This window comes from Nostoc sp. DedVER02 (genome assembly GCF_034530675.2).
In the GTDB taxonomy this organism is placed as follows: Bacteria; Cyanobacteriota; Cyanobacteriia; order Cyanobacteriales; family Nostocaceae; genus Nostoc.
On the sequence record NZ_JAVRCP020000009.1, the window covers coordinates 148,689 to 168,410 of the forward strand.

General features: G+C 38.8%; 17 protein-coding genes and 2 tRNA genes. 4 read left to right on the forward strand and 15 right to left on the reverse strand.

Annotated features, from left to right (window positions below):
* Positions 1–34: 34 nt before the first annotated feature.
* Genes dndD through dndB form a run of 4 tightly spaced genes read right to left on the reverse strand, consistent with a single transcriptional unit; the run spans position 35 to position 5,864 of the window.
* The gene (dndD, locus tag RMZ41_RS12490) at positions 35–2,020 is read right to left on the reverse strand and encodes a DNA sulfur modification protein DndD (protein ID WP_322642810.1); all 1,986 of its coding nucleotides are present in this window, start codon (positions 2,018–2,020) and stop codon (positions 35–37) included.
* Between the two features lie 55 nt (positions 2,021–2,075).
* Complete coding sequence (gene dndC, locus RMZ41_RS12495) at positions 2,076–3,716, reverse strand: DNA phosphorothioation system sulfurtransferase DndC (RefSeq protein WP_322642811.1); 1,641 nt, start codon at positions 3,714–3,716, stop codon at positions 2,076–2,078.
* Positions 3,717–3,769: 53 nt separating this feature from the next.
* Positions 3,770–4,774, reverse strand: a complete 1,005-nt coding sequence (locus tag RMZ41_RS12500; RefSeq protein ID WP_322642812.1) for a hypothetical protein — start codon at positions 4,772–4,774, stop codon at positions 3,770–3,772.
* Complete coding sequence (gene dndB / locus RMZ41_RS12505) at positions 4,749–5,864, reverse strand: DNA sulfur modification protein DndB (RefSeq protein ID WP_322642813.1); 1,116 nt, start codon at positions 5,862–5,864, stop codon at positions 4,749–4,751. Before dndB ends, RMZ41_RS12500 begins: the two co-directional genes overlap by 26 nt.
* Before the next feature lie 247 nt (positions 5,865–6,111).
* On the opposite strand from dndB, the gene RMZ41_RS12510 reads away from it, so the two are divergent.
* Both RMZ41_RS12510 and RMZ41_RS12515 read left to right on the forward strand, forming a co-directional pair.
* Entirely contained in the window at positions 6,112–6,618 is a 507-nt protein-coding gene (locus RMZ41_RS12510; protein WP_322642814.1) for a hypothetical protein, read from the forward strand.
* A gap of 108 nt (positions 6,619–6,726) precedes the next feature.
* Positions 6,727–7,950, forward strand: a complete 1,224-nt coding sequence (locus RMZ41_RS12515; protein WP_322642815.1) for a DNA sulfur modification protein DndB — start codon at positions 6,727–6,729, stop codon at positions 7,948–7,950.
* Positions 7,951–8,093: 143 nt separating this feature from the next.
* On the opposite strand, the gene RMZ41_RS12520 is transcribed toward RMZ41_RS12515, so the two are convergent.
* The 8 genes from RMZ41_RS12520 to argF all read right to left on the reverse strand — a co-directional run bounded on the left by RMZ41_RS12520 (position 8,094) and on the right by argF (position 15,767).
* The gene (locus tag RMZ41_RS12520) at positions 8,094–8,555 is read right to left on the reverse strand and encodes a DNA phosphorothioation-associated protein 4 (RefSeq protein WP_322642816.1); all 462 of its coding nucleotides are present in this window, start codon (positions 8,553–8,555) and stop codon (positions 8,094–8,096) included.
* Positions 8,556–8,659: 104 nt separating this feature from the next.
* Positions 8,660–9,211 (reverse strand): Uma2 family endonuclease, encoded by a 552-nt coding sequence (locus tag RMZ41_RS12525; protein WP_322642817.1) that lies wholly within the window; start codon positions 9,209–9,211, stop codon positions 8,660–8,662.
* A gap of 27 nt (positions 9,212–9,238) precedes the next feature.
* Positions 9,239–9,856 carry a Uma2 family endonuclease gene (locus RMZ41_RS12530; protein ID WP_322642818.1) on the reverse strand — a complete coding sequence of 206 codons (618 nt, stop codon included), beginning with the start codon at positions 9,854–9,856 and terminating at the stop codon, positions 9,239–9,241.
* A gap of 58 nt (positions 9,857–9,914) precedes the next feature.
* Positions 9,915–11,987: an AAA family ATPase gene (locus RMZ41_RS12535; RefSeq protein ID WP_322642819.1), complete on the reverse strand. Its 2,073-nt coding sequence runs from the start codon at positions 11,985–11,987 to the stop codon at positions 9,915–9,917.
* Positions 11,984–12,157, reverse strand: a complete 174-nt coding sequence (locus tag RMZ41_RS12540) for a hypothetical protein (protein ID WP_167407660.1) — start codon at positions 12,155–12,157, stop codon at positions 11,984–11,986. The genes RMZ41_RS12535 and RMZ41_RS12540 overlap by 4 nt, the downstream gene beginning before the upstream one ends.
* Before the next feature lie 314 nt (positions 12,158–12,471).
* On the reverse strand, positions 12,472–13,944 hold the full coding sequence (locus RMZ41_RS12545; protein WP_322642820.1) for a DNA phosphorothioation system restriction enzyme: 1,473 nt from the start codon (positions 13,942–13,944) through the stop codon (positions 12,472–12,474).
* Positions 13,945–14,030: 86 nt separating this feature from the next.
* On the reverse strand, positions 14,031–14,636 hold the full coding sequence (gene lexA / locus RMZ41_RS12550) for a transcriptional repressor LexA (RefSeq protein ID WP_104909820.1): 606 nt from the start codon (positions 14,634–14,636) through the stop codon (positions 14,031–14,033).
* A gap of 210 nt (positions 14,637–14,846) precedes the next feature.
* On the reverse strand, positions 14,847–15,767 hold the full coding sequence (gene argF, locus RMZ41_RS12555) for an ornithine carbamoyltransferase (RefSeq protein WP_322642821.1): 921 nt from the start codon (positions 15,765–15,767) through the stop codon (positions 14,847–14,849).
* A gap of 251 nt (positions 15,768–16,018) precedes the next feature.
* Here argF and RMZ41_RS12560 point away from each other — a divergent pair.
* Positions 16,019–16,090, forward strand: a tRNA-Thr gene (locus RMZ41_RS12560).
* Positions 16,091–17,026: 936 nt separating this feature from the next.
* On the opposite strand, the gene RMZ41_RS12565 is transcribed toward RMZ41_RS12560, so the two are convergent.
* Both RMZ41_RS12565 and pyrE read right to left on the reverse strand, forming a co-directional pair.
* The gene (locus RMZ41_RS12565; RefSeq protein ID WP_322642822.1) at positions 17,027–17,929 is read right to left on the reverse strand and encodes a DUF4351 domain-containing protein; all 903 of its coding nucleotides are present in this window, start codon (positions 17,927–17,929) and stop codon (positions 17,027–17,029) included.
* A 369-nt stretch (positions 17,930–18,298) separates the two neighbouring features.
* Positions 18,299–18,922 carry an orotate phosphoribosyltransferase gene (gene pyrE / locus RMZ41_RS12570; RefSeq protein WP_322642823.1) on the reverse strand — a complete coding sequence of 208 codons (624 nt, stop codon included), beginning with the start codon at positions 18,920–18,922 and terminating at the stop codon, positions 18,299–18,301.
* 100 nt (positions 18,923–19,022) lie between these two features.
* Between pyrE and RMZ41_RS12575 the strand changes: the two genes are divergently transcribed.
* Positions 19,023–19,460: a hypothetical protein gene (locus RMZ41_RS12575; protein ID WP_322642824.1), complete on the forward strand. Its 438-nt coding sequence runs from the start codon at positions 19,023–19,025 to the stop codon at positions 19,458–19,460.
* Between the two features lie 133 nt (positions 19,461–19,593).
* On the opposite strand, the gene RMZ41_RS12580 is transcribed toward RMZ41_RS12575, so the two are convergent.
* A tRNA-Ile gene (locus tag RMZ41_RS12580) sits at positions 19,594–19,666 on the reverse strand.
* Positions 19,667–19,722: the final 56 nt, after the last annotated feature.

Here is a 19,722-nt window from a genome sequence, read left to right on the forward strand (position 1 = left end):
ATATATTGTAAATATCTTTTTTAGACGATATCTCCTACCAAAAATATTGATTTTCTACCACTGTTGTTTGACGGGTGGAGGAGTCGTATTTGAGCAGGTATTCGCGGGCGATCGCTTCTTTCTCTCGCAGTGTTTCTACTTCTTTCTTTCCAATCTCGGTGTCGGTAGATAGCAGAATTACTTGATGACTGGCGGCGGGGAAATATTTATCCACTAAGTTTTGGCGATGGGAGGAGTCGAGTCTACCTAATGGTGTATCTATAGCTACTGGTAAGCGGAGTCCAGAGACTTTAGCTAAACCCCAGAGGAAGGCGATCGCAAGTAGTTGTTTTTCACCTGCTGATAAACGATGTTTAGGGACGGGTTGACCATTGAATTCATAAAGGGAAAGGCTAAATGTACTTATGTCAATAGTGATCCGATGCACTAAATCAGATTTATGCAGAAGGAAACGGAAGTGTTTAGTTATTTCATCTTCAAGTTGACCTAGCTTTTTGATGGCTAATTGCTCACGAAAAAGCTTGAGTGTATCTTGAACTTTTGCAGAAGCGTATATGATATGTTCGTAATTTTTGCTATCTATGTTTTGTTTACTATATTCTTGTAAATCTTTTTTCTTCTTTTCAATTGCAGCCGCTAACTCTTCTATTCGGCGTTGACCTACATCGTATGTAGTTTGACTTTCAATCAGTAAAACTTGTGATGTTCTTACTGCATTAGCTAACTTTTCATACTCTTCTGGAGATGCTGCTGTGGCTAGTTGTTTTTCTATAGCTAGAATTTCTTCTTCTTGATTGCTGATATTAACTAATTGTTCTTGAGCTTGTTTTATTTGACTAGGCAGATCCTGCTGAAGGAGATTATCTAGCTGTTTGAGTATTTCAGTATCGTCTGTCAACCATAAGTCTTTCTCAGAGCAAATTTCTTGTTGAAGATACTGATTTTCAGATGCCAAAAAAGATTTAATTTTGTCAATTTGTTCAGTTAGCAAATTTAACTGATTTATGCAATTCAAAAGACGTTTATCTCGCTCTATTAATACATTTAATGCACTTTTTGCTTGTGAGGTGCGATATTCTTTTTCTACTTGTGATTGAGCTTGGATTAATAGGGGTAAAATTAAACCCAGAGGTAAAATATCAGATGCCAATTCTATAATTTTTTGGCGTGCTTGTTCTAATGCAGCACTGGAATCATCGCTTTGTTGTTTTAACTGACTACTTTCTGCTGCAATTTTACCTCCTTCTGAGAGAAATTTTTCTTGCGCTAAGTAGTGCTGTTTACGGCTGTAATCTAAATTATTCTGTAAAGCGGCTAGTTCTTGTTTAGCTAATGTATAATCTTTTCTCAGGTAATCAAGCTGTTTTTCAATTTGTTCTAACGTAACTAACTCTTTAGCGCCAGCTATATCTTTGCGTTGGCGATGAACTAGAATTTCTAAATCTATTGATAATCTTTCTGCCAATTCTAAACCTAAGAGTGATTGAATTGCATTTATTACAACAGGTGGAGTTATTTCATTTTCTGCTAATTCTTTTACCTGTTCACCATCAAACAAAAATAAGTTAGAAATTCCTAAAGGAATAAGATTTTCTATATACTCATCCCAGATTTTAACTAAGGAAACATCTGGCCAATCATCTACCAAAATACCTAAATTGTCTTTACCATTACGCTGATTCTTTGTCCATGTGCGTATAACTCTGAACACTTGAGTTTCATTATCAATTATATGCTCAAAAGCAAGTTCTATTGTTGTAATTTCTTGTGGCTTAGTATGATGATTAATAGACTGATTGAGAAATTCACTATAGCTTAAATTACCACGGGTAGAACATTGCGCTCTGTGTCCATAAAGAGCAAGACGAATAGCATCTAAAAGGGTAGTTTTACCACCTCCATTCATACCACCCAATAGAATAATAGGGCAATCATTAAGATCATTTTTAGGAACTAAGTTAATGACTTGCCTCCCAAGGTATGGGCCAAAATTTTGTAGAACTAGTTCGATAAATATCACAGTGCGGAACCAAACAATTTAACTAATTATAAATAGGAACTTTTCTTAATAGCTCCTATTCATCAGAGTCGATATTATTATCAACTGACAACTTTAAGCTAGCCCAAGTAAGTTGTTTAGAATTAGAAAGCTCATTTTTTGCTACAGTTTTTTTTGAATTATTTTTGTAGTTGGGGTTGCTAATTACTTCTTTAACAGTAGCAACGTCACCTTCTTGGGCAGCCTTTTTCAAGTCCCGTTTGTAGTGGGCATTATCCATCGCCTCTTTTTCCGAACGGGAACTACTTTCAAAGCATTTCTTTAAAGCATCATAAATGCCCTTGCGACGGGCCATTGTGTAAAACTGACGTTCTGTACCTAATAACTTCGCCATCAGTTCTAGGTGCATTGGATCGCCATTACATACTTTTTCAAGTACCTCCCATTCATCGCTTCCTAGCAAACTATTGACAGTACCATAATAAGTATCGTCATAGTCAAAGCTTTCTCCTGTAACTTCCTTATAAATTCGGGGTAGGCTGTCATCAAATTCGTGCTTTTCTTCTAGCCAAATCCTACGAATTTCGTTAAGTTCTAGAGAGTTTATAAGGGTAATCTCGTCTACTTGTTTTGGACTTTTTTTACGGATTTCAGTTTGTGCTGAAAGAACACGTTTAAGCCAATGTTCTCGCCATTCTTTAGTATATGGGCCAGGAATATTGTCAACTTCAATTTTACCATCTACGTTACGTTCAAAAAGTTGAACCTCACCCCAGATCCGACGGAAATCTCTTCTATCACGATCATCTTCAACATCTAATTCATTGCGAATATCTAACAGAGGCTGCATCCATTCTTTTTCTTCGTCATTTTGGATCATTGCCTCCATCGACTTATCTTTACTAACCATTGTACAAACCCAACATCCGAAGCGCGAATCTCCACAGCTAGGTGTAGATGTATCAACAACTAGGGGGCATTCATTATCTGCTGTCGCACCTCGGTACATATTGAATAATTCTTTATTGCTTTGTCCCCAAGGATTTTCCCATTGATTTAGATATATCCATACATCATTGTTGCTCCAGTCTTCGATGGGAGTGTAAATCAGAGAGTTGGGTAAACTGGCATTGGGGCTGAGACGATCGCGTACTCTACCTACTTGATGCTTTTCCATAGTGGTGGCACGTTTTGTACTCTCTGCTTTGCGAGTACCTAAAACAAGAATTGTTTCACCATTGGCTCGCACCATCTTACGAATGAATTCGTTAGCAGGGTTAATTTTTAAACGCGAAGTACACCAACGAAATTGATTGCGTGGGGCTGGATAGCCTTTACCTATAAGGTTTACCCAGAAAGTGTCTTTAACTTCTGGTTTTAGCAGATTAGGTTCTATTGGTATTTCTTTTTCTTTGGCAGCAACCTTCAGCTGTTCTAAAGATTTGCGAACCCAAGCAGAGACTATTGGATTTTCTACCTGAGTATCTGTTGTAATTACATGGATTATTTTGGTTCGTTTTTCTGCTGGAAGCCCAGCAATAGCATTCCAAATTATTTGTAATACTGTACTTGAATCTTTTCCCCAAGATACCCCTATAATCCAAGGTATTGCATCAAGACAGTATAAATCTTGTATTTCTCTAGTTATTTTTTCTATATCTTCTACTAAGTCTTGAACAGTGCGTGGTGGGAAGATAGACAACTGCTTTTCTGTCATATTAACTCCTATAATGTTTTTTAAATTAATCTTTAGTTATTCTATTTGGTAATCTATCTTTTTCTTGCGGATAATTGCTGGCTTTTATAATCCATTCCCGGTATTGAAAAAGACCTAATAATTTCTCTAATTTGCTGACTTGCATTACCTGACAAGATAAGAAAAGGCTGTTTATTTTTATTATTAAGTATACTATTAAATAGTCCAAATCTAGAGTGAAGCAACTCAGATAAAAATCTAACTTCTTCTGGTAAAAATGCCATAGTATATAGGTATGAGCGAGGAAAGTGTGGACTAGAATGCCCGTCATCACAAAACCAAACTGCAAGCGCAAATTCAGTGAGATAGTTGTCTATTAAGCTTTGTGGTAGAATCTTCCTGTTTTCTGTGTACCATTGGCCATGCCACTCAGTTAGTAAAAGATGTACATTTGTTTTGATCCACCATCCATGATACCTTTTGCCAGTTTTAGTGTGTGGAGATGACATTTTTTCTTTCCACGAACAAGGAAAGTATTGCTCAAGTAAATCATGCTTCCACTTAAGATACAGTTCATTGTTACCTCCTTCCGCATATCGAGCGTTGATTCTGCGTTGTTGCTTTTCAATGCTCCCATCGCCTAAGAGCGCTCCTGTTAAAAATTCAAATAGATAATTATCAGGTTGCTTGCCTGCATAATTTAAATAACGAGATTGAACTATTGAGCCTCTACCTCGCAATTTTTTCATTTTGTCAGTCATCAAAGGCGCAAAAGGATACTCCTGTTTATATTGGGCTAAAGTTAGTCCATGCTTTCTTAAATGTGTGTGTTGAATAATTTCAAAATGTTCTCCGCACACACTACAAGAAATCATTTCTACATCATTTTGTTTATTGCCCGCTCTTTGTGCTGCTCTTCTGCTAATGTCCAGTTCAGAAGTATGTTTGTTTCTATATGCTTTCATGCAGTCAGAACGGCGGCAGGTTTTGTGTTCTTTTCTGTAATGAGGATGAAGTACGATCACCTCACCACAAATTACGCATTGAGGTTTATTATTTATCTTTAGATTTATCGTCATCTTTTTTATCTTGGCGCATACGGGTAGTTTCTAAACGCTCTTCTTCAACTGTTAGAGGTAATTCAAGACGTTTTTTAATGTATGCAGTCATAAAACTAACGCAAGTTCGAGCTTTGGAAATACGTCCACTGTGCATAATGCGCCCTTCCCAATCAGGGTTCGAGCGTAGCCAGTCAATAGTTTGTAGTCCTTGAAGATGCTCTTGCCAATTGTCTGGATAAATTGAAATCAGTGTGGCTCCTGCTCCGCCTAATCCTGCTAATGCGATCGCATGGCTGTGGACATAATCTTGGCGCATTTCGCCCGCACTAACTTTGCGCCCTAAAACCTGTTCCCAATCTGGAATATAGGTACTAACAGCCTCCCAATAACGTATTGCTAGTTCAATTTGTTGTTCTAGTTCAGCATTTTTATAGTTAGCCAGAAGAGCAAGTGTAGCATTATAAATGCTGCTGAGAGTGAATAACTTACCAGAACGGGTAGGTAAAGTGCTGCGCTCAGTATGTGTAAGTGTACGAAAAACTTTTACTTGCTTGACTACAGATCGAGCTAGTATAGCTTTTTTATCACGGTGATCGTAAAGAATATTTAAGGATGGATCGGGATGTGCTGCATAGCGATTTAAGTCAGTAAACATCTGCTGAGAACGCTCTAAACCGATATCCAGGAAGAAGACAACTGCTATTGTCTCATACCCCAGTTCAGGATTCTCTTTTAGAGCTAGTTCAAAAGCAGCCCTTCGATGTTGTCCATCATTGATGATAAACGGAGCATCCATTGGAACTCTTAATCGCCCAATTTTTTGCGATTCCGCCTCTAAACCAATAGATTCAAAAGTGATCTTGGCGTTGATTGATGCCGTGATAGCTGAAAAAATATAGCCCGTGGGATTGTGCAAAATGTATTTGGCAATTTCCGGTACACGGGATTTGTTCAGTGTTCGTTGCGCTCTCATTTCTGGCGGAATCTCTTCATCATCAAAAGAGAAGAGCTTGGGGATGAGTCGCAAGGGACACATAGATACGTAATATTCCCGCCCTGCTTGTATTCCTCTTATTGCAGGGAATACGTACTCAAATGGAATGTCCATAATTATACTTTTTAGCTTTGCCGTGAAGTTGAGATATTGGGATGTTTCCTAATCAGAAGTTTTATGTAAGTTAATTTTGACAAGCTAGCTGATTAAAAGTGCTAATTTTGTTTGTTAAATATAACATACCAAAAAATACCTAATTTATCCACAAAACTTTCTTTTATAGATACAAAACTTATGAATATGGATTACAATGTTTCTTTAGTTGCTATATAGAGTGAGCTTATTTACGGAAAGAAAAATCATGAATATTAATCTGACTGAAGAGGATCTATCGCAAATGCCTTCTGCGCTCCGTACACAGCTACTGCACTGGCAAATGACTAAAATGTCTAGCATCAGACAAACATCTTTTCAAAGGTATTCCAGCAAACCTAAAGAATCTGCAAAACAGTTATCACTAGTACTGAAACCTGAGTATCAAGCTCATGAATCGGAAGGAAATAACACTCGCATTACTCTCACTCAGTTATACGATGCTGGGATCACCAAGCAGGGTATGCCTATCAGAGTCAGGCTCAAACGCGATCGCGCTAAAGAGTTGTGTCGGAGCTATATAAATAGCATGGAAATTTCAGGTAGAGGCACGATTATTTTTCAGGGGCAAGAATTCGATCTACCTAGCCCATTAGCGACAGAAGTTAATGGTAGTTCCGTTGGGGGATGGGAATACATAGAAATAAAAAAAGATGCTCAATGGGTGCGCTTAGAGGAGTTGCGTCAAATATTCAAGCAAACCAGTATTAGCTAATTACAAGAACCAGGGCGCATTCTGACTACTCGCCCCTAAACTTTTTGATCTGTGGGAAATTTTTCTGCTGCAAATATTTCTGTCTCTTTTTTCGCAAGGAACTTCTATATGACAAACTTTGATATCAACACCATCAATACCACTACACCTCAACCTGTTCCAGAGGAAGAACTATTTAAACATATTGTCAAGCCTTACATGTATGAACACTACGATGACTCTAAGTGGTATCCTGCACTGGAGTTCAAGCAGGGAGGGCGAACTATGTTGCAAATCAATGTTCCTGCTAGTCTTTTGCCCACACTCCTGAAAGCTAAACCTTCGGATGCAGCAAATAACGATCCACACTCAGGTAAGAATCGTCCAGTTATTAAAGGACACGCTGAAGAAATCAAACAGTACGTCATTGATCGTGCTACGGCTGGTAAAAAGTGGATTTTGGGGACATTAACTGCAAATTTGGCAGACAATCCTCAAAACCCTACCATTATTGAGATCAAACGCTTGGGCTTGGGTGTATGCTATGTCAGGATTCCACTATCAGTTTTTCTAGACATCACGGATGGACAACATCGTACTCGCGCCATCCAAGAATTAATAATGAGTATAGGCAATGACCGAGACTTAATTAGTAAAGACTCTTTTCCAATTACCCTAGTTTTAGAAGGTGATTTTCGTCAGTGCCAAACAGATTTTCGGGATATGGCTCAAAGCGCTCCTTTACCTAAATCTTTGTTAGTCTCATTTGGTGCTTTGGGGCGTGACGGAATTACCCAAAAATTAGTTGAGCAAGTACCTATGTTTCGAGGTAAAACGCAGTTGGTTAAGGCATCTCCTGGTTCTGGTACTAAATTCATTTATACTAGCAACTACATAGCTAAGACTGTAAGCTGTGCTTTTGCAAATAATCCAAATGATGAGCTTTTAAATCGTGATTCTGATGCATTAGCCGAGGTATTAATTGAGTGTTTGAATCAGTTTTTCTCAAAATGCTCTGATACTAAGTATATTTTTGATCGTCCTGTTGAAAAATTGACAGTTGAGGAAATTACTGCATTTAAGGAAGACTGCTTACTGGGTGTGAGTGTTGGGCTGGAAATTTTAGGTAGATTGCTCTACTTTACTTATGACGATGAGAACAATTGTTTTGATGAGGTAATGCTTTTAAAACTGGTTAAACTAGATTGGTCAAGAGAAAATCAGCTATGGGAGAATAATGTAGTTAGAAAAGATCCAAATCCCAAAGATCCAGCAAAACCTTACAAAATCACTGCTAGTGGAAGTGCCGTAAAAACGGCTGTTCATGTAGCAAAGATTCAACTTGGTTGGTAAAAGTTATAAAATTTGAGATGAAGGGAGTGTAACTTTTACTATTGGATAGTTCATTTAGTTTTAAACGTTTACTCTCTTCATGTACTCATATTTAGACATGCCCTGGAATGGAAAAAATCAAAAAATATTTTAGGCATGATAATTTAAGCTAAAAATTTGCTTAAATCAAATTCTTCTTCATGTTGTTCCTCCTTAAATCTTTCCGAGCTAAGAACCAATAGAAGTCTCTCTGAATAGTCTACTGCTCCATGCAATTTATTTTGTAAAATTTCTAGTCCACCATTAGCATACTCTTCAAAAATATGGATGCGCTGCTCGTCAGCTAGATCATCATCACCTATAATTCTGATGTCTTTAGTTTCAGTGATTGACAACAAATTAATTAACAGAATAAAGCTACTGGCAAAATAATCTTGTCGTAATGGAGATAAATCTTTAGCAATTCCTTCTAAAGGAACTCGTTTTTTTTGCTTTACTCCCAAAGCTGCTGCAAACACCATAACTTCTACATAAGTTTGAAAAGGCCCAGTTGTGTCTTTTGATGCGACTAGAGATTTCACCAACTCAGCCTTATCTTTAGCAATCTTGATTCTGTTTGCAGGCATTGTTTTAATATTTACCGTGTTGCCATCTTAACCGAAAGTCAAAAGTGATCGCACTTCTTGCCGCATTATTTTATACTAGTATGCGGGCGATCGCTAAACAAACACTAAATAAACAAATTATCCACTAACATAGTCCATCCTGGCACTGCGGGTTCAGCTTCCACCACCTCACCACGGCGATAAATTTGGGGTTCTTCAGGATTACCAGCACGATATACTCTGATAACTTCCTCTTTGAGTACATCCACATCCCAAACTACCAAAGTACCAGCCGCAAAATAATCACGGCGTTTGCTAGCCATATCTTTCTCTGCTGTCTCACCATAATCATTTTCACTTCTCACCTCAGCAGCAAACACAGGCGCACCATTAAGAAACTTCCCACCTGTAGGTTTGCCAGTATAAAATGCGGCATCAGGACTTAAAGAACGACGATGAGGGAGATTGACAATAAAACCGACATTATCAGGTAAAGCATAGCCGCTTTTTGTCAGACGTTCATAATCCCGTAAACTTGCATAAATTTCACCACCTGCACGTCCTGGTAAAAATCCAGTTGGAGACATCAGCATCAATTTTCCATTGACAATCTCTGCCTTACAATTATCAGGTAAGTGGTACAAATCTTCAATAGTTGCTTCAGTTTTAATACTCATATATTTTCTAATTACTTAAGAATAATCTCAATTTAACCCTCTTCTCTCCGCGTCCTCTGCGTCTTGGCGGTTCGTTTTTCCTACAAACTGAACATCCTCATAAATCAAAGAAATCGGAAAGTGAAAATCAACACTAGTTAAATGAACCTCATCCCCTTCCTCATAAGGATGTAATTCCCAAAATCCTTTATCATTTAACCGGAAGCAATCTAAACCAATTTTTTCAGCATCGATAACGACGTATTCTTGCAAAGTCTGAATGCGACGATACCGCGTAAATTTTGTACCTCTATCGTAAGCTTCCGTACTTGGGGACAGAATTTCAACAATTAAACAAGGATATTGGAGAAATTGAATAGCTTGTTTATCCCGTTCATCGCAACTCACCACAACATCGGGATAATGAAAAGGCCCATTTTCAGATACACCTACTTTTGCACCTGCCATATTGACACGATATAAACCTCCTCGACAGTGGCTTTTTAATACTGAAGCCAAATTTAAAGCAATGCTATTGTGAGGAATAGTACCTCCAGTCATGGCGAAAACTTCACCATCAATATATTCGTATTTAATTTCTTGTCCTTCTTCCCATTTCAGATATTCCTGTGGAGACATATAATTTCTGTCTGGATTCGCCACCATCACCTCATTCCTTTTCTCAACTGTAACTAAAAAAACCTCCGCGCCTCTGCATGAGTAATTACCCGTCTCGTTCAACTGCGATAATTTCCGTATACTCAAACTCGTTCGGACTTTGTTTCACCAAAGGATATCTTTCCCCACCCAACTCAATATAATCTTGTTCGCAATCTGGCTTAGATGAATAATACGTAAGCACATATTCTCTACCAATTCTCTGTGTCATTTCTGCTTCCACTTCACCCCGCCACTGAGTCTTAGTAACTAAAACTATCAACTGATTGGCTAATTGGGGAATTGTCTTCGCAATGTGTCGCCGCGAATTTTCATCCAAACTTCCAAACGGTGAATCCATCACAATTGGGAAAGTACTACTATCGGGAATCATCATCATTTTCCGCTTTTCACTCCATTCCCGCACTTTGTCAATGATGCTGGCTATAAAAGATAAACTGAGAATTTGATTCTCCCCGGTAGAAGCTGCAACTGGCGCTTCCACACCTGTAGTATTTTCTACTAATGTCAGTTCATATTTATCGCTAATTTTAGGAATGTATGGAGTTACAGAAATCTCCGTGAATATCTCTTGTACTCGCTTTTCTAGTTGCAGACGAAATTGTTGTTCTTGACGATTTCTAACTTCCGTTAGCCGTTCGATTGCATCTTGAGTGGCGTTAATTCGTCGCTGTGCTAAGGTTTGCTTATCTTCATTCAGCTTTTGCTTGGCGATTTGTTTGTTTAAAGCTTCAATTTCAGTTGTGAGTTGAGCAATTTGCTGCTGATTTGCACCCTGTTCTCGATTTAATTCATCAATTTTACTTTCAATTTCATCTAAACGTTTTTGTAAACTGCTAATTTCTTCATTAGCATCTTTTCGCAACCGTTCTTGAATATTGTCTAAATCGCCTTCAATTTGAGATATGCTTTGCCTTAACTGATTAATTCTGGCTTGTTCTCTATCAACTTCTTCCCAAAATCCTATTGCTTGCTTATCAATTTCATCTACTTGTGCTAGCATCCGAATTGCAGTTTCTTCCACCGCCGAGGAACCTGCTTTATTTAACCAAGTACTCACATGAGTATGAGAATGATTACCCTCGTGTAACTCTGCACCACAAATGCAGCGTTGAGAATTGAGTAAATCATTCACAAATTCCCGCGAAATTCCTGATGTTAACTCGCCTCGCTGCTTTAAATCATTGATAATCTCTCGGAACTGTGATGTAGTTTCTGAGAGTAAAACTGTATAACCTCGCGCCGAAATAACTTTTTTTAGCGCTTCCTTAGTTTTTTTATATTCTTCTTGATTCGCCGTCTTCTGCGATTCTAAATCCTGCCATCTTTCTTGCAATTCCTTAGCAGCACTCAATTCTCGCAAACGGTTACTTGTCTCTTTTTTAAAAGTTTGTTGATATTCTAACTCTTCTTTAATTTCAGTTTGCCGTTTTGTAATGCGTTCACGTTCTCGTTCTATCTTTTCTTGCTGTCGTAATAACTGTTTAGTTTCAGAATCACCAATTGCTTTCAATTCATTTTCTAAAGTTTTTTTAGCATCTCCTAAATGTCTGATGGAACGGTTGATTACTTCCACACCCAAGAAGATTTTTGTAGCTTCGGCAATTTCAGCTTTTTTATCAGAACGGACTATTTCTTCAATTCGTTCGCCATCAAAGAAAAAATATTGATGTAAAGTAGCCGGTAAAATTTGATTAATTATATCGTCTGGTTGCTGAGTTGGTATATTCCATTTGCCATCATCTGCACCAACCCACATCGTTAATTGAGTTTTGCCAGCGTCAAAATCACCTTCGTTTTTGTAACCCCGACAGGCGCGTTTCACTCGATAGCGTTTACCTTCATGTTCCCAGCCAATCTCTACCCAACATTCTACAACTTGACCTTTTTGAGCTTCTGCGATCGCACGCTTATTCACTAACTGCTCTATCGATGCGAACGCTGCACTAAATTTATCATACAATACCCACGTAAAGGCATTCAGCAAGCTAGTTTTACCAGAGCCATTATTGCCATGAATAATTGTCGTGTTCTGAGCATCTCCCCCAGCGATGATCATCTCTGGTGTCGTACCATAAAAGGAGCGAAAGTTGCAGAGCTTGATTGAAGTCAGCTTCATCGCACCTCCTCCTTAATAATGTCCAAAATATTATCATTTATATGGCTGTTAATCTTCTTATCTAACCTGCCTTTTTCCAACTTCCATACCCGCTCAATAATTCGCCGAACTTCTGGCGGTGCGCTAGTGATTGGCTCTTGAACATCATCGATATTCGCCTCTTGTGACATATCGGATTTTAAAATATAGTTTTTGTTTTTCTACATTTTAACTTTCTCTAGTGCTAGAATAGCCTCCGTAAACTCACTATTAGCGTTATCTTTAAAATCCTAATTTTCTTTGAAAAAATACTTTATTCTTTAATGGTTTTCGGTTATTATATATTTTAAGTAATCTAGATCATAATGGGATGTAAGTAAAATTTTTAAAGCAACTTACATCCCATTATAATTTAATCCATACTTTTATTATTTCATACTTAATGATTCTTTTTTCAAAACTCGAAAAATTTTATAAAAAAATGCAACTATTCTTTGGTTCATCATCAAATATCTAATAAACCATATCGTTTTTGTAAATCAAGTAACTTCATTCTTGCAACACCTGCGTTATCAGCCAAATCAGCAAACTCCACAAAGCGCCGTAATTCTTTTTTCAACAAATTACGTTCAACTTCTATAGTTTCTCTATCTAAATCTGGTGGCAAAACAATCATGTCAAATATTGTCGCGCGTTCTTTACCAGGATGAGGACGTAAAACTCGCCCCCGTCGCTGAATGAATTGGCGAGGATTACCAGAACTTGATAAAATTACCGCAGTTTGAATTGCTGGAATATCGACACCTTCATCTAAACAACGAATTGCGACTAAACCTTGCAACTCTCCACTTTCAAATTGATGCCGTAAGATTTCTCGTTCTTGTAAAGTTGTTTGGGCGGTATAGGTGCTTACCTTGTAACCTAAATCTACACCCAGAATTTTAGCAACAGCTTTGAGTTGGCGTAGAGATGAACGTTGTCCTGTATCTTGTGAACCATCACTGCAATAAAAAAGAGTGTGACTAGTTTCGCGGCGAGTTGCCATTAAATCCCGTAAAGCATTTAATTTATTTTCCGCCGCACCAATTAATCTTGCCCTTTGCATCAACAACGGTTTTAAATCTTCATTGTCTTCAAAATTTCCGCCATTTTCTTTATCCCGATAAAGTAGCGATCGCCCAATTCTTTTAGTTAGCTTTAAATAAGCAATACTCTCTGCTTCAGTTAACTCCACCAGCACCGGATAATATAAATAATGCACCAAAGCACCTTGAGCGATCGCATCCCTCAAAGTAAACTCCGGTTGCAGAACTGGGCCAAAATAATCAAATAAAGATTGCGTCCCAAAATCATCAAAATACCTCTCCGGTGTGGCAGATAAAGCCAGTCTCAATCCAACGCTGCGCGGTAAACTTTCTTCTAACTTGGGTGCGCCTAAATTATGGGCTTCATCTCCAATAATTAGAGTTTTGGCAGGAAAATATTTGAGTTGAGACTGAAACCCATCTCCAATTAATGTGGAGTTCGTAGTAATTACAGTGACAAACCGTTGAGAACCAGAACGCAGATTATAAATTTGCGTAGAAAGTTGACTTTGCCAAGTGCGTAAATTCTCAAAAGCTAAAATGGGTTGCAAATTAAATTTTTCACACTCTCGCGCCCATTGAGTAACGAGATGGCGGTAGGGACAAACCACCACCAGAATTTGTAAATTAATCTGTTGATATAATTCACAAGCGATCGCTAGTGCAGTAATAGTTTTACCACTACCAGTAGCCATTTTCAGCGTCCCTCTGCCATTGTTGGTAAACCAGCTAGCGATCGCTTGGCGCTGATATTGTCGCAATTGCAGAGACACAGGCATTCTTGGGCATCCTGGTAATGGTTGCGTGTGATAACTGCCCTTACTTTCCCTTGTAAATGGTAATTTCAAGCGGAAAGTGGGCAGTTGTTGCACTGAATTTTTCGTCAGGTACATAAGTTAAACACAAAGGTGGTCATGAACCCTAATAATTGGGCATTGGGCATTAGTATTTATCTTTCCCAGTTCCCAGTCCCGATTACTCAGTTGTAACCACGCCAAACACCAATGAGAGAACCTTGTACCTGTACTTGTTGAGCCATGACTTCAATGGGATTGTACTTAGGATTTGCTGGTTTGAGGGTAACGCGATCGCCTTGGCGATAAAAACGTTTTAATGTTGTACCAAATCCATCGACTCTGGCGGCAACGATAGTACCATTTTTTAAATGATTTGGTTCTGCTACTGGACGCAGAAATACCACATCGCCATCAGTAATTAAATCTTCAATCATGCTATCGCCAGCTACCCGCAAAGCGTAGGTTTGGGGAGGTAAATCGAAATTAGAAAAGTCTAAATGATCTACAGCATCAGTAAACGGTTCTATTAAACCACCAGCAGCGATTGTCCCTAAAATTGGTACACCTTGTTTCACAGGACGTAAAATCCGAATTGTTCGCGCTTGTCCTTCAGTCCATTCTATATATCCTTTAGTGCGTAAATGTTCCAAGCGGCTTTGAATTGGCGCTGGTGACTTCAAGTTCATCGCTTGCATCATTTGCCTAATTGAAGGTGAATGCTGGTGCGATCGGATGTATTCTGCTAACCATTCGTAAAGTTCTTGTTGAGCTTCCGTTAGACGTTCCATAAATTTTGTGGGAAGTAATTATTAATGTCTCTAGAACATTAGTACTACAAAAAACTCCCCATAACAAGAGAAAATAAAAATATGAAAGGCAAAAGTAAAATTATTTTCTTCTCTTTTGCCTTTTGACAAATAAGAATATTACAGGTTACAGGTTAGAGCTTACAGGTTATAAGGAAGAAAACTATACCCTGTCCCCTGTGCCCTATTCCCTTACTTTGCCCCTAAGATACTTGCAAGTAAAGCTTTTTGCGCGTGGAGGCGATTTTCCGCCTGTTCCCAAACTCGTGATTGAGAACCTTCAATAACAGCTTCAGTAATTTCTTCACCACGATGGGCTGGTAAGCAGTGTAAAACAATTGCCTCTGGGTCAGCAAGGCTCAATAGCTGCTCCGAAATTTGATAAGGCTGGAAAATTGGCATCCGGTTGTCTGCTTCTGCTTCTTGCCCCATACTTGCCCAAACATCAGTATAAAGTACAGTAGAACTCTTGGCGGCTAATTCTGGATCGTGAGTAACTAGGACTTCCGTTTTGTTATTAGCGATCGCTCTTGCTTGTTCTACAATCTTAGAATCTGGCTCATATCCGCTAGGGGTGGCAATTCTGACATTCATTCCCACTAAAGCACAGCCCAACATCAGAGAATTAGCCATATTATTCCCATCACCCACGTAGGTTAAAGTTAACCCAGCAAGAGTGTCAAAGCTTTCTTGAACCGTCAATAAATCCGCTAATACCTGACAAGGATGTTCTGCATCAGTAAGCGCATTAATCACCGGAATCTTGGCATAGTGAGCAAAAGTTTCCAAATCTTGCTGTGCAAAAGTGCGAATTGCCAAAATATCCAGATATCGATCTAACACCCGCGCCGTATCCTGTAAAGGTTCCCCGCGACTAACTTGAGTGACATTAGGGTTAAGATCGATTACTTGTCCACCCAATTGGTACATCGCCACAGTAAAACTTACGCGCGTGCGAGTAGAAGCTTTGGAGAACAACAACCCCAAAACTTTATTACACTGCAACTTCAACTGTTGTGATTTAAGTTGAGTTGCCAATTGCAGGAGTTCTTGAATTTCCGTAGGACTGATGTCCGCTAGACTTAGTAAATCTCGTCCGAGCAATGCTGCCATGCTTGTAATCTGTAAAAAATAATTATATATTTCTGTCCCTTTATTTAGCTGTGGCAAGAAAATACAGTTTTAGAACCATACAAATATTTTTGCGTCCAACCCAGGATTTGAGTTAGCTTTTGCCAAACTTTCGGATTTCCTAGCCCAATGTAGTCACAAGGAAATAATTTTAGCGATCGCTGCTAGACAAATAAATTGATTATGGTACAATAATAAATTGTGGTTGCCATTTAAAAGCGATAACCAAACTTGCCAGCATAGCACAGTGGTAGTGCATCCGACTTGTAATCGGAAGGTCGCGAGTTCAAATCCCGCTGCTGGCTTTAAGTTATAGATAAGTATTTGAGTTGTCGATTGTGTAGAGTAATTCAGTTAATTGGCGATCTACTAGAGTGCATCATGTCTTAAAACTTCTGCAAGGAAATGAAAGGGCAAATTGAACGAGCATCCTCCAGAATATCTTCAAGTTATGCAAAATTAACCTAATCTTTATCCATACACACCGAAACAGATTAAAATAGTAAATCTTTTGTGTAGATGGAGCCTATATTAATATCACGCGTTTTTTACCTTTTTATATCATTAGGTATTGCGATCTTCTTTTATGGTATAAACACCTGCATTAACACGAAAGTGAAGTTTAATTAGTTAAATTAATAAGAACATAGGTTTATACATCAAAGAGAAGAAGCCATATTTAATATTTGATACAGCAGCTTGTAATTTACCTTCTATCGGCACTGAAGCCGAGGATGATGGTATCACTGCGAAAACTTTACGCAATATAGTTAGTTCATGCCCTCCGAGAGATTCATACAGCTTACGATCGCTTGTTGAGCGATTGCCAAAAATTTATTTATGAAGGGTTTGGGGTCAGAAGTAAGGAAACAAAACTTAGAGAAGATTTGCGGGTAAGGGCAAATTATTTAGCCGGAAAATGTATTGAATCTTCACTAAAACGCTTTATTCGAGCAGCATCCGATGAAACCGCAAGTGATTCTCACTAGTTGGAAGCTTTGGTGATGATTGTTGCGGATAAACCTGCTGAATCATGGACAGATTTTATTGGGATGTTTGAGGGAGATGAAGAGTTTGCGGATCTGGCTCAGGAACTGCGTACTGAGCGCGAGTTAGTATAAATAGCACTTTATGATCCTTTGGCTGTTAGATACAGATCGTGTATCAATGAAGTCTCTGTGCGTGCTATTTAAATGATAAAGAATTGGCGCGATCGCACCAACTCCTCACAATTTTTATCCTTATTGTTGGTTAAACCAAGCTTCTAAATCAGCAACATTAGAAAAGTCTAGTAATGCTTCTCCTAGATTTTCTAATTGTTCAATCGATAATCCTTTAATTCGCTCGATTAATGATTCTTTAATTTCCCCAACACGGCGATTGAGCAGACGTATAATTAAATGTTGTTCTCCTTCCTGCCTTCCCTCTAGCCTTCCCTCTTGTTTCGCTTGTTCTCTATCTCTTTGATAAAGTGGTTCTAATCGCATAACTAACTCCCTATCATCTGCTTCTAATTCTTGATTTACTCTCAAGTTTTCGCGCAAGTTGTAAACTAATTCCAGGGTTGCTTTTTGGTATGGATGATTTAATGGTAACGCTTGCAATTCGATAATCGCTTGCGACTGCACGCTTCCCCTACCCAAAAGCCTCAACCATAATGTTTCCGGTATCTGTGGTAATTGATGTATCGCCACAATCGCTGTCCGCAAGGCATCTGCGAGAAAATGTACTCCTGATAACCAACCTTCTTTTTGCATAATTCCAAAGCTAGACAATCTAGTTTCAGATATCGTTGGAGTTAGAACCCACAATTTGGGAATTTCTGAGTCCTGAAGTTTGGTTTTATTAGCTTTAGCTTCTCGGTGTAAGAGAGCTTTGACTTCTAATAATTTTAGAATACAGTCGCATATTTCATCGCTAGAAGCTGGATTACGGAATGGTTCTATGAGTGCAGGATTTTCAGCGAATTTTCCTAGTAAACCCAGTATTTGTAAATTAGAGCCTTGCTGTTTATCAGGAGTGAAGAAAACATCTATTTCTTTAATCTCTCCTGAGACTTTTTCTGATGACTTGACTTCTCCGTAATCTTTTAGCAATTCCTCAAGATAGTCTTTGGCAAATTTGTCATGGATGAAACGTGTCATTCAATTAGTTCTCTAGTTATTTCAATTATCAAGAGTTGGTGCAATGCGCGATGCGGCTGGCGTAGCGATCGCGCCAACTCCCTACACCTTTTATTTCCTAGACTTGCTATCTAATTAATACGCTCACCACATCGCCTGATTCACCTAAACTACCTGCTCTTACAGGTTTAGACCTAGCGTTAAGAATTGGTATTGGGAAATTTACAACCAAAGAAGAAATCGAAAAAGCATCTTTTGCGATCGCCAGTGCAGTAAAGGCTATTTTGAACCTAAAATAATAAAACCCTTATTAGGGTTTTAAGAGTAATAAGAGTAATATTTTAAATTACACAAATCTGTCAAATTGTCAAATAATTTGGCAAGCGACACTTATGAATTTGCAAGTTCTCGGTAGCGTTCCTGAACTTCTTGAATCGAAAACAAAGTTTCAAACTTCAACCCAGCTGACTGGTACAACTCACCTCCGCCTTGTTGTCGATCTACCAGTGAAATTATTTGATTTACGGTATAGCCTGCATCCTTAAGACGCTCAACTGCTTTCAGAGCAGATTGCCCAGTTGTCACCACATCTTCCAAAACTACTACTTTTGCGCCTTCTGGTAAAGTCGGGCCTTCTATATAAGCTTTCGTTCCATAACCCTTGGCTTCCTTGCGAATAATCAACGCTGGTATCGGGCGGTTTTCATAAACAGAAACTACACTCACTGCTGTCACCATTGGGTCAGCCCCCATTGTTAAACCTGCTACAGCCTGAGTATCTACAGGTAGTAAAGGAAATAGCAATCGTCCAACAGCTAAAGCTCCTTGCGGGTGGAGTGTTACCTGCATCTTATTGACATAATAAGAACTACGTAGCCCAGAAGCGAGAACAAAATCACCCTCTTGATAAGCCAGTTGAGAAAATAAATCTAGTAGCTTGTGGCGCAAGGTTGTCAAATCAGCAGTAGTTGACCAAATATCTGAGTGGGTAAGAGTTTCAGTAGGATACGTCATTACAAAACATTAAAAGTTGTGCTACACCAAAGGTTGAACTCATCAGAGTTCTGAACTTAAGCATAAATTAAGATTGCACAAAAATTGAGGAGTTAGGAACGTGGGTATAACATTTAAAACCTTTGGTGGCTTATTGGTGCTGCTTGCTGCTAGTATAACTTTCCCCTCAGTAGCATCTGCCCAAACTGAAACCCCCAAGGCTGAAACTATGAGTAATGTATTTGAACGAGCTTATTTTCGTCACGATCGCAATTTCTACGAAAATAGCAGCAGCCTTAGACGTCAGCTAGACTTATTGCTAGGGTCTGGTTCCGGTTTCGGTGGTTCGTTCCCAGAAAATGAAGTTGCCCGCGATGCTGAGTTGGTTAACTCTTTATATCATGATGCCCTGACTCAGCAAGTTGGCAACGATCCTTATATTCGCACTCCTGATTTACCAAATCCTTATAACACATCACTGATAATGTCTCCTGCTTTGAATAGCAATAAACTCAAAGTCGGAACTGAATTCAGGTTTGAAACCTTACCATCTAGGTAAAATTAGGGAGTGGGGAACAGGGAGCGGCGAGCAAGGGATAATAATTGCCAACCAACGCTTCAGCAACGCTCAGTGTAAGCGCCTATACCTATGCCCCATACCCTTCTTTCTATTACTATTTTTTAATCTTCAGTGCGCCCTGCTGGAATCGAACCAGCCTGAAGGCGAATTATGAGTTCGCTGCCTCCCCAATCGGCCAAAGGCGCTTGTTTTCTTAGCTTTTTGTTACTAAGAGTTAATTATTTAAACTTTTAGTTCAACT